Annotated in this window: 12 protein-coding genes; 5 read left to right on the forward strand and 7 right to left on the reverse strand. The window is 43.2% G+C overall.

Features of this window, described 5'->3' with window-relative positions; all coding sequences use genetic code 11:
* Window positions 1-147 precede the first annotated feature (147 nt).
* Entirely contained in the window at window positions 148-1,158 is a 1,011-nt protein-coding gene (nadA, locus tag ACX0G9_RS26150; RefSeq protein ID WP_459067925.1) for a quinolinate synthase NadA, read from the forward strand.
* 58 nt (window positions 1,159-1,216) lie between these two features.
* Here nadA and mnmG read toward each other — a convergent pair whose 3' ends face one another.
* A complete protein-coding gene (gene mnmG, locus ACX0G9_RS26155) occupies window positions 1,217-3,079 on the reverse strand; it encodes a tRNA uridine-5-carboxymethylaminomethyl(34) synthesis enzyme MnmG (protein WP_459067926.1) in 1,863 nt (620 codons plus the stop codon).
* Window positions 3,080-3,287: 208 nt separating this feature from the next.
* Window positions 3,288-3,719 carry an rRNA maturation RNase YbeY gene (gene ybeY, locus ACX0G9_RS26160; protein ID WP_459067927.1) on the reverse strand — a complete coding sequence of 144 codons (432 nt, stop codon included), beginning with the start codon at window positions 3,717-3,719 and terminating at the stop codon, window positions 3,288-3,290.
* 169 nt (window positions 3,720-3,888) lie between these two features.
* On the opposite strand from ybeY, the gene ACX0G9_RS26165 reads away from it, so the two are divergent.
* Both ACX0G9_RS26165 and nadD read left to right on the forward strand, forming a co-directional pair.
* A complete protein-coding gene (locus ACX0G9_RS26165) occupies window positions 3,889-4,113 on the forward strand; it encodes a FeoA family protein (RefSeq protein ID WP_459067928.1) in 225 nt (74 codons plus the stop codon).
* A gap of 12 nt (window positions 4,114-4,125) precedes the next feature.
* On the forward strand, window positions 4,126-4,701 hold the full coding sequence (gene nadD / locus ACX0G9_RS26170) for a nicotinate (nicotinamide) nucleotide adenylyltransferase (RefSeq protein WP_459067929.1): 576 nt from the start codon (window positions 4,126-4,128) through the stop codon (window positions 4,699-4,701).
* A 6-nt stretch (window positions 4,702-4,707) separates the two neighbouring features.
* On the opposite strand, the gene ACX0G9_RS26175 is transcribed toward nadD, so the two are convergent.
* Window positions 4,708-5,055: an MmcQ/YjbR family DNA-binding protein gene (locus ACX0G9_RS26175; RefSeq protein ID WP_459067930.1), complete on the reverse strand. Its 348-nt coding sequence runs from the start codon at window positions 5,053-5,055 to the stop codon at window positions 4,708-4,710.
* A gap of 14 nt (window positions 5,056-5,069) precedes the next feature.
* Window positions 5,070-6,371: an amidohydrolase gene (locus ACX0G9_RS26180; RefSeq protein WP_459067931.1), complete on the reverse strand. Its 1,302-nt coding sequence runs from the start codon at window positions 6,369-6,371 to the stop codon at window positions 5,070-5,072.
* Between the two features lie 111 nt (window positions 6,372-6,482).
* Between ACX0G9_RS26180 and chrA the strand changes: the two genes are divergently transcribed.
* The gene (gene chrA, locus ACX0G9_RS26185; protein ID WP_459067932.1) at window positions 6,483-7,742 is read left to right on the forward strand and encodes a chromate efflux transporter; all 1,260 of its coding nucleotides are present in this window, start codon (window positions 6,483-6,485) and stop codon (window positions 7,740-7,742) included.
* Window positions 7,743-7,771: 29 nt separating this feature from the next.
* On the opposite strand, the gene ACX0G9_RS26190 is transcribed toward chrA, so the two are convergent.
* Complete coding sequence (locus ACX0G9_RS26190) at window positions 7,772-9,064, reverse strand: DEAD/DEAH box helicase (RefSeq protein ID WP_459067933.1); 1,293 nt, start codon at window positions 9,062-9,064, stop codon at window positions 7,772-7,774.
* A gap of 224 nt (window positions 9,065-9,288) precedes the next feature.
* Between ACX0G9_RS26190 and ACX0G9_RS26195 the strand changes: the two genes are divergently transcribed.
* Window positions 9,289-11,922 (forward strand): MGH1-like glycoside hydrolase domain-containing protein, encoded by a 2,634-nt coding sequence (locus tag ACX0G9_RS26195; RefSeq protein WP_459067934.1) that lies wholly within the window; start codon window positions 9,289-9,291, stop codon window positions 11,920-11,922.
* A gap of 324 nt (window positions 11,923-12,246) precedes the next feature.
* On the opposite strand, the gene ACX0G9_RS26200 is transcribed toward ACX0G9_RS26195, so the two are convergent.
* On the reverse strand, window positions 12,247-14,358 hold the full coding sequence (locus ACX0G9_RS26200; protein ID WP_459067935.1) for a T9SS type A sorting domain-containing protein: 2,112 nt from the start codon (window positions 14,356-14,358) through the stop codon (window positions 12,247-12,249).
* 298 nt (window positions 14,359-14,656) lie between these two features.
* Window positions 14,657-15,146: hypothetical protein (locus ACX0G9_RS26205; RefSeq protein WP_459067936.1), on the reverse strand; the 490-nt coding region annotated here is incomplete at its 5' end.

Consider the following 15,146-nt stretch of genomic DNA (forward strand, 5'->3'; position numbering starts at 1 on the left):
GCTCTTCAATTGTTAAGTATTTGTGGATTACTGTGGATAACCATCTATTTTTGATTTTAAAAAACAGTTGCACAATATCTTATCCACTAATTCACCATCCTAATAGTAATAGTTAATTTTATAAAATAATAAATACTATTAAATACTATGGTAGATATAAACATTTTGGCCGCTAAGGGGAAATTAAATGAAAACGGATTTCTTGATATAGATATTTCACCGGAGCTGGATTTATTTCGCGAGATTGAGGCCTTGAAGAAAGAAAAGAACGCGGTTATACTGGCCCACTACTATCAGGAAGCAGACATTCAGGACGTGGCCGATTATATCGGAGACAGTCTGGGGCTGGCCCAGGAGGCTGCCAAAACAAATGCAGACCTGATTGTTTTTGCCGGTGTTCATTTTATGGCTGAAACAGCAAAAATTCTTAACCCTGATAAAAAAGTTTTACTTCCCGATCTGAAAGCTGGCTGCTCGTTGGCTGATTCTGCACCAGCACCTTTATTCAGGGCGTTCAAGGAAAAATATCCTGATCATCTCGTTATTTCCTACATCAATTGTTCGGCAGAGATCAAGGCAATGAGTGATATCATCTGTACTTCTTCTAACGCGGAGAAGATCATTGAAAGTTTGCCGGTGGAACAAAATATTATTTTTGCGCCGGACCGGAATCTTGGTGCCTATCTTGTTAAGAAAACAGGCCGTGATATGGTGTTGTGGAATGGCGCTTGTATGGTCCATGAGATTTTTAGCCTTGAAAAGATTACCAAACTCAAAATCAGGCATCCAAATGCAAAATTGATTGCTCACCCGGAGTGTGAAGAGCCCATATTGCGTGTAGCCGACTTTATAGGCTCAACAACAGCCTTACTTAAGTTTTCCCAGACCAACCCCTCCCAGGAATTTATAGTGGCTACAGAGGCCGGTATTTTGCACCAGATGCGATTGGCTTCACCGGAGAAAACATTCATTCCGGCGCCCCCCACAAATAATTGCGCCTGTAACGATTGTCCTCATATGAAATTGAATACATTAGAAAAAATTTATCTATGTATGAAGTATGAGCAACCGGAATTAATCATGGATGAAAAACTTATGGTGGCTGCTAAGAAGCCTATTGAACGCATGCTGGAAATTAGCGCCAGATATGGTTTATAGCCGTTTAAGGTTTTAGCTCAAAGACTTCTTAATCATCCTTTTTTTATTGGGCTTTATTTTAACGACCCATATAAACCATTAGAATCTGAACGTCACTTGGATTGACACCACTTATCCGACTTGCCTGGCCAAGTGTTCTTGGTCTTATGCGTCTGAATTTTTGCAGGGCTTCGTTTGAAAGTGAGGTTATTTTTTCATAATTGAAATTATCGGGAATCAGGAGATCTTCTAATTGTGACATTTTTAAAACCAGGTCTTTTTCTTTTTCAATGTATACGGCGTATTTTAATTGGATCTCTGCCTGTTCAATTGTTTCGAGGTTAAATTCCAGCAAGGATTCTTTTAAGCGGGATACCCCTTTGATCATTGATGGAAGATCCAGGTTCGGACGAAGTAATACCTGAGCTGCTTTTTGTTTTTGTGTTAATGGCGCGGTTTTTTTTTCCAGAAGATATTCTTCGGATTCTGCTGGTTCAAGTGAGAATTCCTTTAATGTATTTTTTAATTTTTCTACGGCCGTTTTTTTAGTCTGTACCTTGTTCATTCTTTCCTGAGAAGCAAGACCTAAGCGATAACTTAATTCAGTCAACCTCAGATCAGCATTATCCTGGCGGAGAAGGGTGCGGAATTCTGCTCTTGAAGTAAACATTCTATAAGGTTCTTCCGTACCCTTGCTGATCAGATCATCGATTAATACGCCTATATATGCTTCGCTTCTTTTTAAGATTAATGGTTCCTGGTTAGTTATTTTTTGGTGTGCATTTATGCCCGCCATTAACCCTTGGCAGGCCGCTTCTTCATATCCTGTTGTTCCATTTATTTGTCCTGCGAAGAACAGGTTTCCCAAGAGCTTTGTTTCCAGAGAATGGTTGAGTTGGGTTGGTGGAAAGTAATCATACTCTATTGCATATCCCGGACGGAATATCCTGACGTTTTCAAATCCAGGAACCTGTTGAAGTGCTTTATACTGAACTTCCTCCGGTAAGGAGGTAGAGAATCCATTTACATAAATTTCTACGGTGTTCCATCCTTCAGGTTCAATGAATAGCTGATGACGATCCCGTTCGGCAAAACGATTTATTTTATCTTCTATGCTTGGACAATAACGGGGACCTACTCCTTCTATTCGGCCGGTATACATTGGACTTCTATCGAACCCTGTTTTTAAAATATCATGTACTGTTTGGTTTGTGTAGGTTATCCAGCAGCTTCTTTGCTTTTTTGGTTTTGGCAGATCAAGGTAGGAGAACCCTACGATTTCATCATCTCCTTTTTGTTCTTCCATTTTTGAATAATCCAGGCTTCTTCCGTCAATTCTTGGAGGGGTACCTGTCTTTAAACGATCACTTTCAAGACCGAGGGATACTAATTGTTCTGTGATTCCTGTGGCTGCTTTTTCAGCTACTCTCCCACCACCGAACCTTTTCTCGCCTATATGAATTACTCCATTTAAAAAGGTACCGCTGGTTACAACTACTGCTTTTGATCGTATGGTATGGCCCAAGCCTGTTATTACGCCGCATACTTTATTGTCATTTATGAGAAGGGAGCTTACCATATCCTGGTAAAAATCTACATTGGAAGTTTTCTCCAGCATCTCTCTCCAGGTAGCTGCAAATAACATCCTATCACTTTGAGCCCTTGGACTCCACATTGCAGGGCCTTTTGACTTGTTTAACATTCGAAACTGGATCATACTTTGATCTGTTACAATTCCTGAATAACCCCCCATTGCATCTATTTCGCGAACTATTTGACCTTTTGCTATACCTCCCATGGCCGGATTGCAAGACATTTGGGCAATTGTCTGCATATTCATGGTTATGAGAAGAACCTTTGAACCTAAATTGGCTGCTGAAGCTGCGGCTTCGCATCCAGCGTGCCCAGCCCCTACTACTATTATATCGTATTGTGGAAACATATTGCTTGCAAAATTACCGTAGATGATTCAACTTAGAACTTATATTTTGTCCTGTTTCTCTGTGGAATGCAAGGAACCCTAGTTTTCTTTGTTCCACGTGGAACGAAGAGTTTCTGTTTATAGTATTAACGTGAAAAGGTTCCACGTGGAAACAATCTTATGATTTGAGAGGAGGTAATTAAAGTAGTATTAGCGTAATAAAAAAGCACTAGCTATTTAAAGAAGAAAAGTATAGCCCCAGGTATTTATCCTCCATCTTGCGCATGATGGCCTGCTCCTCCTTCTTTTTGTCTTTGTATCCACACAAATGAAGAGCTCCGTGAAAAATAACCCTGTGTAATTCCTGTTTGAAAGAGACGTTGAATTGAATGGCATTATCTTTTACCCGATCTATACTTATATATATTTCAGCAGTTACTGGTTGACCTGGAGTTGATAAACCAAATGTTATGATATCTGTATAGAAATCGTGCTGCAGATGTTGCTTGTTTATTTCCAATAGGTACTCATCCGAACAAAAAACATAGCTAATTTCTGAGACCCTGTTTTTTTCCTTTTTAAAAAGAATAGGAATAAAAGCCTTTAAGGTACTGCGATTTGAAAGGGTGAAACGCTTATGTAAAAAATGAAGATGAACCATTGATAATGTTAAAGATGTAGGCATTTCCGAAAATCGTAAGCCTATTTGAAAATACAAAGACTAATTTTGTTCCCAGGCAAAATAAGGTTTGCCTATGCTAGTAAATAAGAAAAACAGCCCGGGGAAAGCCCTGCTTTAGGGGCCTTTTAAGAAGCAAATTTATAACAAGATGAAGAGATTATCAGAATTAGAACCCGGAACGATAGCAAGAATTCATTCGTTTGAAAAGAATGATTTATTCCTTAAACTCATGGAAATGGGTTGTGTACCTGGTGAACTGGTAAAAGTGGAGCAAATAGCTCCCTTAGGTGACCCAATATCTATATCAGTTGCTGGCTATAACCTCAGTCTCAGACTTGATGAAGCTGATAATATTTACATGGAGGATAAATAGAGGGTAAACTATATGCAAATAGGCCTGTACTTTGGTTCATTTAATCCTATTCATCACGGTCACTTACTAATTGCCTCTTTTATACTTGAAAATACAGATCTTGACCAGGTTTGGTTCGTCGTTTCTCCACAAAATCCTTTAAAACCATCCGGCACCCTGTTGAATGAATATCACCGGCTTTTTCTGGTTAACGCAGCCATCGAAGGCGAAAATAAGATGAAGGCTTCTGATATAGAATTTAAATTGCCCAAGCCATCTTATACTGCCGATACCCTGGCGTATTTAAAGGAGAAATATCCCCTCTTTACTTTCTCGATTATTATGGGAAGCGATAGTTTTCAAAACCTGTCTAAATGGAAGAATTACAAGCATATCCTTAATAACTATACGCTATACATTTACAGACGGCCGGAACACGAGGACTTACCTGATTATAAAGAGGCAAAAAAAATTATATTCCTCAAAGCTCCCCTATTCCCAATTTCGGCTACACATATCCGCAAAAATGTTAAGGAAGGAAAGGCTATCCGGTACCTGGTACCGGATGCAGTTCGGGAAGAAATTGAAAGAAACGGTTATTATAAATGATTGTGACTATAATCCTTCCTGCATTTTCTTTGGAAGGGATGCTACAACCAGACGGTAGGAATCATCGATCATTTCCTTTAAAATCTTTGAAGAGATACTTCCATCTACGATCACCGTATTCCACCATTTTTTATTCATGTGATAGCCGGGTATAACCGAAGCAAATTGTTCCCTCCATTCTATTGCCTTTTCGGGATCGCACTTAACATTGAATTGCAAAACAGGATTATCTAATCCGGCTAAAAAAAAGATCTTTCCTTTTACTTTAAACACGAGGGTAGTCTCTCCAAAGGGAAACCCTTCAGAAACCTCTTTTTTAGCCAAACAATAATGACGGAGACTTTCAATATCCATGAATTAAAATTAGGCTATTTTGAATCTGAATAATCAAAAACCAGATTACAAAAAGCCTTTACTCCCAGAGAAAACCCGGATTCGTCTATATAAAAATCAGGTGTATGGTGTGGAAATGCCGTTGCAGGATCCTGACCGGGTTTCATTCCCCCCAGGAAAAAAAAGAAGGAGGGAACTTTTTCGCCAAAAAAGGAAAAATCTTCAGATCCTGTCATGGCATCCATCCACAGTACATTTGTTCCACCGGCTGTTTTTTGAAGAGAAGGCAACATCTTTTTTACCAGGCCGGGATCGTTATAGGTAATCGAGGTTTTTTTATCAATGATTACTTCGGCCGTTGCTCCGGCGCTCTCTGCAATTTTTGCGGCAGTTCTACGAACTCTTTCGTGAATATCGCGTTGCATGGCTGTATCAAGTGTTCGAATGGTTCCCTGCATGTCAACTTCCTCCGGGATTATATTGGGCCGAACTCCCCCATTGATTACGCAAACAGAAATAACTGCTGCATCCCTGGTCAATTCGGTTTGACGGCTGATGATGGTTTGCAGCCCTTGAATGATCTGGGCGGAAACAACGACGGGATCGATACCAGCCCAGGGCTGGGAGCCATGTGAGCCTTTCCCTTTTACTTTTATGGTGAACCAATCCGAAGCAGCCATTGCGCCTGCACTCCGGTATTTTATTTTACCCGATTCTGTTGAAGAATTAATGTGTAATCCGAACACAACATCAACATGGGGGTTTTCTAAAACGCCCTCTTTTATCATTAAGGCAGCTCCCCCTTCTTCACCTGCAGGAGGACCTTCCTCGGCCGGCTGAAAAATAAACTTTACCGTACCCTTCAAATCCTTTTTGAAACCTGCTAATACTTCTGCAACACTCATTAGAATGGCCATATGTGAATCATGTCCGCAGGCATGCATAGCCCCTACTTCCTGACCGTTATACGTTGTCTTTATATGAGAGGCGAAAGGAACCGGTGTTCTTTCCACCACCGGAAGACCATCCATGTCTGCCCGTAAAGCAATAACAGGACCGGGCCTGGATCCTTTTAATATACCGACAACCCCTGTTTTACCCACGCCTTCCTTTACCTCCAAACCTAATGACCGGAGGTGATCGGCAATGATCTTCGCCGTCCTGAATTCATGGTTGCCTAATTCCGGGTTCTGGTGAAAATCCCTTCTCCAGGCAATTGTTTTAGGCTCTATCTTATCAGCCGCGGCATCTACGAGCGAACGAAGAGAATTTTTTTGACCGGAGGTTTCCAATACGGTAACAAAAAAGCAGATCAGGAAAAATATTGTTTTTCTCATGTGAGGGATAGTTTATTCAATATACAAAATCATTGGCCGATAATATATTGTGTTGATCGATTCCTTTTGTTCATGTTTTCAACAATCGATAAATTGTAGTTTTTTTCCAAGTTGACCATTCTGCTCCGTCATATTCCATTTTTAAAGGCAGTGTTCCTGCACAGTATTTCTGCTTTTGGCGGACCCCAGGGTCATTTAGGGATGATGATGAAGACCTTCGTCAAGAAAAGGAAGGACGTCACTGAAGAAGAGCTAATGGACTATAATGCGTTCTGCCAGTTGCTCCCCGGAGCATCTTCCACCCAAACCCTGACGCTGATCGGGTATAAAAGAGGTGGTGTGGTGCTGGCCATGCTAACGCTGGTGATCTGGACCTTACCAGCCTGTATTTTGATGGGAGCATTTTCGTTTTTTATTGGATATATCAACGAACGGACGCTGAAGACTTCCGAGCTTTTTCGTTTTATCGGTCCTATGACCGTAGGGTTTCTTGCTTATGCGGCACAAAAAGCATTTAAAATCTCTATTCACAATACGATCACGCGGGTAATCCTGGCAGTAAGTGCGATCGCGACGTTTATCCTTTTTAAAACACCCTGGATATTTCCCATCCTAATAGTGCTCGGGGGCTTTGTTACGAACCTTAGTAACCGGCGTATCCCTCAAAAAGAATTGTTACCTAAAGAAATCCGTTGGGGTAATATCTGGCTGTTCGCGATCATTTTTCTTCTGGCAGGAGCGGGCAGTGAATTGGCTCATAAAAACAACTGGCGAAGCCGGCCTGCGCTGAATCTTTTTGAAAACACCTATCGTTTCGGTAGCCTGGTCTTTGGAGGCGGCCAGGTGTTGATCCCGATGATGTATGAACAGTTTGTAGCCCGGCCTGAATCACAAAGACTGATCCAGCGGAATCCCAATATCATCCGGATAAGCAAGGAAGATTTTTACGCAGGTGCAGGGATGGTCCGCGCCATACCAGGACCGGTTTTTTCCGTGGCGTCTTTTATGGGAGGAATAGCCTTGAAAGACAGAGGATCTGCCATGCAGATCCTTGGCTGCTTTATTGCTACAACGGGTGTGTTCCTTCCCAGTGCTTTGTTGGTATTATTCTTTTTCCCTATATGGCATAATTTAAAGAAATATGCGATCGTTTACCGGGCCCTGGAAGGGATTAATTCGGTGGTAGTAGGAATAATGATTGCTGCTGCCCTCTATATGATGAAAGACCTTTCCCTGGTTAACTGGCAGATTGTACTACTGAATATAGGAGTAATAGCAGGGACATGGTCCCTCCTGAACTATTCCAAACTTCCCTCCCCTATGATCGTATTGATCTGTTTGCTGATGGGATGGGGCTGGACATTTTTTTAACCGGGTTTTTTTAACAAAGGAAGAAATGATCAATTTCGTTTTTTCCCCGGATGACTGTATCGCCGGCCTCCGCCTCCACTGCTGCTTCCGCCTCCATTCCCTCCCCCGCCTCTTCCACCACCACTACTGTGATGACCACCGCCGCCACCGCCACCATGTTTGCGGGGGCTCCTTGGATTATATTCCGGAGAAGGTCCGAATTGTTCGGGAACAGGAATTTTAGTTACCGGACTGCCCAGCAGTTCTTCGATGCTCCTGAATTTATTCTGCTCTTTTTCACTGATAAACGTGTAGGCCATTCCGTCTGTCTCTGCCCGCGCTGTACGACCGATACGGTGAATATAGTCCTCTCCGTCATTAGGGACGTCATAATTGATCACCAGATCGATATTGTCAATATCGATACCCCGCGAAAGTATATCCGTAGCAATCAATATTGGCAGCCTTCTGCTTTTAAATTCGAGAAGAACGTCTTCTCTTCCCTGCTGATCCAGGTCCGAATGAATTTCCTTTACGGATAAATGCGCTCTTTTCAGATCCATCGTCAATTGTTTGACGGTGTGTTTTTTCGAACAAAAGATCAGGATGCTCTTAAAATCCAGGGATTTGAGCAAATATTTGATCAGGGGGATCTTTTGGGTATCGTATACTACAAAGGCCTGTTGAATGATCTTCGCCGGCGGTTTGGATATGGCAATATTGATTTCAGCCGGATCGTGAAGGATCTTTCTGGCCAGATCCCGGATTTTTACCGGCATCGTTGCAGAAAAGAGCAGGTTTTGCCGTTTGCCTGGCAGGAAAGAGATTATTTTCATGATATCATCATAAAAACCCATATCCAGCATCCGATCGGCTTCGTCCAGCACCAGGTATTGCAAACCCTTTAACTGTACGTAACCCATATTCAGGTGTGCGATCATCCTTCCGGGCGTACAAATGACAATATCCGCTCCTTTGGAAAGAGCCTGTTTTTCATTCGAAAAACTGCTGCCATCCCCGCCCCCATATACCGCAATGGAACTGATCGGGGTAAAATAGGAAAGGGCTTCCAGGTTCTGGGCGATCTGTACAGCCAGTTCTCTCGTCGGCACAATGACCAATGCGTTGACCTGGTCATCGATCCGCGAAGCTAACAGCTTATGAATGATGGGAAGCAGGAATGCCGCGGTTTTACCCGTTCCGGTCTGTGCAGAAGCAATAATATCCCTGCCAGACAGTATGATGGGAATTACCTGTTCCTGAACGGGGGTGGCATTTTCGTAACCAGAGGCATCGATTCCTTCCAGCAGGCTTTCATTAAGGCCAAATTCTTTAAAAGTCAAAATAGAAAAAGTTATGAAACCGGCTGCAAAATGCGGAATGACCGGTTATGTTGGTTAAAATAATGTGCAAAAATAAAGTAAAGGACGCACAACTTGTTTTTTTTAGTTTATTTCCGTATAAAGTCCGCAGAATGAGGATATGCGGGTAAACATTTAATGTAGACCCCGTAACTTAGCAACTTACCAGCGATTGTTTGCCAGTAACAGATTTTAACAAGACTAACATGACGGCGGAACATCAACGACTGGCAGTAAATGCTGCTAAAAAGATACCCTTAGAACAGTGGGGACCATATTTGAGCGAACGGCAATGGGGGACAGTAAGAGAAGATTATAGCGCACACGGCGATGCCTGGCATTATTTTCCTTATGACCATGCCCATTCCCGGGCATATAAGTGGGGCGAGGACGGGCTGGCGGGTATTTCCGATTTTTTCCAGAATCTTTGCTTTGCCGTTGCCTTGTGGAATGGCAAAGATCCTATTTTAAAGGAACGGCTTTTCGGTCTGGGGAATAAAGAGGGGAATCATGGGGAAGATGTAAAGGAACTCTATTATTATCTGGATAATATACCGACCCATTATTATATGGATTACCTGTATAAATATCCACAACAGGAATTCCCCTATAAAGCCCTGCTGGAGGAAAACCGCAAACGATCCAAAGAAGAACCAGAGTATGAGATCCTCGATACGGGGGTTTTTGATAACCAGGAATACTTCGACGTCAATATTACTTACGCCAAACAGCATTCAAAGGATATTTTTATCCGGATCAATATCCACAATGTACATTCCCAACCGGCAGAAATTACGGTTTTGCCGACTTTATGGTTCTATAACCGGTGGAATAACGATGGAAATCCCGATGTCCTGGAAAAAAAACCGGTGATCACCAGCCGGGACAAAACCTCGGTAAAAGCCAGCCATAGCCGTCTCGGATCTTATTATTTATATTTTCAGCAGCCACAGTATTGCCTTTTCACAGAAAATGAAACCAATACAGAGAAGGTCTCCGGAGTTCCCAATAAAACGCCTTTTGTAAAAGATGCGTTCCACGATGCCATCATTCATAATAAAAATCAGGAGGCATTGCGGCAAAAAAAATCAGGAACCAAGTTTGCCCCGGTCTATCATTACCATTTAGCGGCGGGCGAGACAAAATCCATTTATCTGCGGCTTAGTAATAAGATAATGGAAAATCCATTTTCCGGCGGAACCGCAGGACTCTTTTCCAACCGCAAGGAAGAGGCGGATGCCTTTTACAAATCTATCCTTCCTGCATCAAGCACACCGGAGATGGCGGCCGTCCAGCGACAGGCTCTCGCGGGACTTTTGTGGAGTAAACAATATTATCATTTCGACGTAGAAAGATGGTTGACTTCGGGCAATGAGATCACCCCAGCCAGTACCGAAAGACTCACCGGCCGCAATCATGACTGGAAACATTTGAAAAATCAGGATATCATAGCCATGCCGGATAAATGGGAATATCCCTGGTATGCGGCTTGGGACCTTGCTTTCCAAAGTATATCCATGGCCCTGGTAGACCCGGTCTTTGCCAAACACCAGTTGCTGCTTATTATGCGGGAATGGTATATGAAACCGGACGGTCAGATACCTGCATATGAATGGAATTTCAGCGATGTGAATCCCCCCGTACAGGCCTGGGCAGCATTGCAGGTTTACCGAATCGAAAAGGAACGCAATGGAGGTAAAGGCGACATTGCCTTTCTTAAAAGGATCTTTCAGAAATTACTGATCAATTTCACCTGGTGGACCAATCGTAAGGACGCGAACGGAAATAATATGTTCGAAGGGGGCTTCCTTGGGCTGGATAATATAGGAGTTTTTAACCGGAGTCATCAGTTGTCCAATGATATGCAGCTCGAACAGGCGGACGGAACAAGCTGGATGGGCATGTATGCACTGAACATGATGGATATGGCACTGGAGATCTCCATGAAGGATGAATCTTTTGAGGATACTGCCACCAAGTTTTTTGAGCATTTCGTACTGATCGCAGAAGCGCTTAATGAACAAGGCATGTGGAATGAGGAAGATAAGTTCTTTTACGATACCCTCTCCATTGCGGGCTCTCCCATCCACCTGAGGATTCAGTCCATTGTCGGACTGACAACCCTGTTTGCGGTTTCCATCATTGAAAGAAAGACGCTGCACAAGCTGGGGGATTTTAAAAAACGCATCAGCTGGTTTGAAAACTATCGTCTGAAAAATAAACGGTATTGGCCAAACGAAGAACATAGCGACGGGGAGCAGATCCTGCTGTCGCTTGTCCCGCAAAAAAGAGTGGTGAATTTATTGGAACGTTTGTTGAACGAAGCGGAGTTCCTTTCCGGAGGCGGGATCCGGGCCTTGTCAAAATATCACGAAGAACATCCGTACACGATCAATATAAGAGGGATCGATTATACGATTAAATACGATCCGGGAGATTCCACCTCCGATTTTTTTGGTGGTAATTCCAATTGGAGAGGCCCGGTATGGATACCTATAAATTATCTTATTATACAGTCTATCCGCCAATATGGAAAATTTTATGGGCAAAATCTGCTGGTGGAATATCCTGCGGGCAGCGGCAAACAGCTGGATCTGGAACAGGTCGCCGATGAACTGACCAGAAGGGTGATCAGCATTTTTGAAAAGGATAAAGAAGGCAAACGTCCTTTACATGGTAAATACAACTGGTTTTATCAGCAGCCAGGCAATCAAAATCTCTTATTATTTTACGAATACTTTCATGGAGATACCTCGCATGGGCTGGGAGCTAGCCACCAGACAGGCTGGACTTCGCTGATCGCCGAATTGATCAGTGAACTGGCCGGCAGGAAAGGATAATCTTTAGAGAATACAGACCGTTTTCCACGGATAAAAATTCCCAAAAAACCAAAGGCGGTCCCAAAACCGGAATAAACCAAATTCGGGAATTGGCATTGGCCCTTGAGTATTAAGTACTTAAGGAATGGCATCTAATTGGTATTCATACAGAGGAAAAAAACACGCATTCAAATAAAAATATAGAAGGTTCAATGGTTATGGTTTTAATAGTAAGAGCCTCCATTTTTATGGAGGTTTTTTTATTGGCAGAATGCGGGGGTATCCTAAAAACACCGAAGCGAACGTTAACGTTCGCTTCGGTGAAAAACGCAGAGCCTTTATAATTTAACGATTTACAAATAATTTCACCTGTTCCGGTTTAATTCCATCAAACCATTGCAGTATATAAACACCAGTAGGCAAATTCCTGACGATTTCCAACGGTACGAAATTCTCACCGATGTTAGCATGGTACTGTTGCTGACCGACCTGGCTTCCGTTCAGGCTGAAGAGACGGAGGCTGATATTGGCCTGCACAGCGGATGTAAAACTGACTGTGGCTGCACCTTTGGTTGGGTTGGGGAAGACGGATAATTTGCTGGCCGGTGAGCCACTAACTCTTACTGCAACGACTTTACTATACATAAAGGAGCCGGAAAAATCGATTTCTTTGATGCGATAATAAGCCACACTGCTTACCGGTCCGGAATTATCATCGTATTGGTAGTGATTGACGGCTTCCGCACTCACCCGATAAGGCGTACTACCAATAGCAGCATAATTTTGCCCGTCCTGGCTTCTTTCCACCACATATTTAGATACCTCGACTTCCTGGCTGACCTCCCAATTAATGGTTACTGCGTCATTCTGTAAACCGGCAGTAATACCCAGAAAATTCAGGGAAAGGATAGAACAAACAACAGGAAAAGCAGTAGCAGGAGGTTGTGAAATATTTTGATTTAATGTGCCAGCGGAACCGCTAATCGCTCCATAATTGGGAGAACTACCGAAAGTTGTACCGGCAACACCTCCCGAAACTGTGCTGGCTGCATTCAACGTCGTATTGGAATAAATAACACCTCCACCTCCTCCACCTCCGGGACCATGTGGACTACCGCCGCTGGTTACACCAGAATAATTAATGCCTCCATTACCTCCTTTGGCCGTTATCGTTATATTGGTTAGGCCACTACTGCTAAAGAAAACCATTACACTTCCACCTGCCCCACCTCCTCCAGCACCATCATTGCTTATAGTGGTATTTCCATCAGCCCCGTTTGCATTTATAGTACCTATGCCTTTGGCATTTTTGGCAAAAATAATCACAATTCCACCGCCTGCCGCGCCGCTGCTGGCGACACCACTGTTGGGCGTTCCTGTTCCATCATTGGTTGTTCCCGCGCCGCCGCCGCCGCCCATTATCATCCTGGATACAGAACCTTGGGCAAAAATTGCACCGGGTCGCCCGCCGGTGGTTTTTGAACTACTCCATGCATTCCCCCCATTTCCTCCCGGTCCACCATTTCCACCCCCACCTCCACCGGTATTCTGATCGTTTGAGGAAGGGTTTCCATCTGAACCGCCCCCTCCTGCATTGCCCGGAGCTCCCTGTGCAAAACTGCCTCCAGGGTATCCCTCTACACCAGTGGCATATAGTACATTGTTCTTATTCACATAATTCGGAGTTCCGGAAATTCCTTCTCCTTTGGACCCATTTGCATTTAAACCGGACTTAGAAAGATAATCGGATGATAAAAGTGACGTGGAAGAGCCATCTCCACCTAACTTTCTTCCTCCTCCGCCTCTGAAACCCATACCGGCAACGGAGATAGTCTTTGAATTAAAATCGATAGTATCTGTAGAATAAAGAACCAGTACGCCTCCGGTGTAAACGCCTCCTGAGTTCAGATTCCATGCCGGGGCCGTTATCGATGAGGTTAACTTGACACTATTATATAAGGGAACCCGGATAATCTGAAAAGTATATTGACCGTATTTGCCGGAAGGAGCGTTTTTATAACTATTTATTAATGGCTTGACCAGGTTTAAAGTACCTCCTGTAACAGGAACAGCATTCGACGCCACCACGAATTCCATATTTCCCGCCATCATATTACTGTTGTTCAGATAACCGCTGCCATAAGGGCCCTGTCCGCCATAATTAACTGTATTTGTTGAATCGATCTCTGCTCCCTGCATTTGGATCACCAAAAGAATATCACCGCTGCTGATCGCATCCGTGCCATTGGTAGCTTTACCAATGGATATGGAAGTGCTGCCGCTATTCAAGGTGTTTTGAGCTGTTGGAAAATAAGTATTGGGGAAGGATCCGATTTGAGTTGTGCCGTAAGCCGGGCAACTTTGTGCGTTAGCCGTATCAACCTGAAAGAAAATACCAGCTAAACCAGCAAAGAATAAAAGGAATCTTGTGCGTCCTTTAGAGTATATATAATTCATAAGTACAGATTGAGAGTAACAGATCAAATAAGGGTTCGTCTCGGTATAATACAGAGCTAAATTGATACCAATGAGTAAAGCGGTTGTTTGTCAAGGCTATATATAATTCTGTTTTTTATGCTTTTTCTCCCTGATGGAACTTTATTCCCTTTCTGAGACTGGCCTGGAACCTATTGCTGGCAGCGGAAAAGACTGAAGTGTATGGAATGAATGATTGTCCTTGAGTAACGTTTTTTCCTGTACGGAATTGTCCCGCAGCCTTGTATTGTCTTATCTGCCAGGGAGGATAAAAAAATGTTTATTGTAAATGGAGATGTATGCTCAGTCCTGCGTTATAGGCCAGTCCATATTCGCTGACCCTTTGCTGATCGGAAGGCTTGTTTATCTTCGAAAAGTGTCTGTAACTCCCATGACTACTGTCATAATAGCCAAGCCTCCATCTGGAATTAAAATCCATATCCAGGCCAAGACCGGCAAAAAGCCCCAGTTGCAATCGATGAAAGCTGACCGGATACCAGAAGCCACGAAGAGAAGGTTCTAAAAAAAGCCCGTTCCTGTGAAGGGATAATTCTTTGTTGTATAGGTTGGCCAACTGCCGGTATTCAGGGGGAAGACCGCCGTTAAGGGTAATGATATCTTTATGGTATCCTGCTCCCAGCCCGGCCATTACCAGGAAATGCTGATTTTTGACAAGGACCCGGTATAACCCTCCAAGTATATTAAAGGAGCTCAGGTTCTTCCCTGAATTGATTGTTGATACTTTGATGCTGTACAAGTATCGGGAAGAT

Source organism: Flavitalea flava (genome assembly GCF_054461575.1).

What these genes read in the sequence shown, in the direction of transcription:
- nadA (WP_459067925.1), top strand. Translation starts at nt 148, where the DNA reads ATGGTAGATATAAACATTTTGGCCGCTAAGGGGAAATTAAATGAAAAC.
- mnmG (WP_459067926.1), bottom strand. Translation starts at nt 3,079, where the DNA reads ATGTTTCCACAATACGATATAATAGTAGTAGGGGCTGGGCACGCTGGA.
- ybeY (WP_459067927.1), bottom strand. Translation starts at nt 3,719, where the DNA reads ATGGTTCATCTTCATTTTTTACATAAGCGTTTCACCCTTTCAAATCGC.
- ACX0G9_RS26165 (WP_459067928.1), top strand. Translation starts at nt 3,889, where the DNA reads ATGAAGAGATTATCAGAATTAGAACCCGGAACGATAGCAAGAATTCAT.
- nadD (WP_459067929.1), top strand. Translation starts at nt 4,126, where the DNA reads ATGCAAATAGGCCTGTACTTTGGTTCATTTAATCCTATTCATCACGGT.
- ACX0G9_RS26175 (WP_459067930.1), bottom strand. Translation starts at nt 5,055, where the DNA reads ATGGATATTGAAAGTCTCCGTCATTATTGTTTGGCTAAAAAAGAGGTT.
- ACX0G9_RS26180 (WP_459067931.1), bottom strand. Translation starts at nt 6,371, where the DNA reads ATGAGAAAAACAATATTTTTCCTGATCTGCTTTTTTGTTACCGTATTG.
- ACX0G9_RS26195 (WP_459067934.1), top strand. Translation starts at nt 9,289, where the DNA reads ATGACGGCGGAACATCAACGACTGGCAGTAAATGCTGCTAAAAAGATA.
- ACX0G9_RS26200 (WP_459067935.1), bottom strand. Translation starts at nt 14,358, where the DNA reads ATGAATTATATATACTCTAAAGGACGCACAAGATTCCTTTTATTCTTT.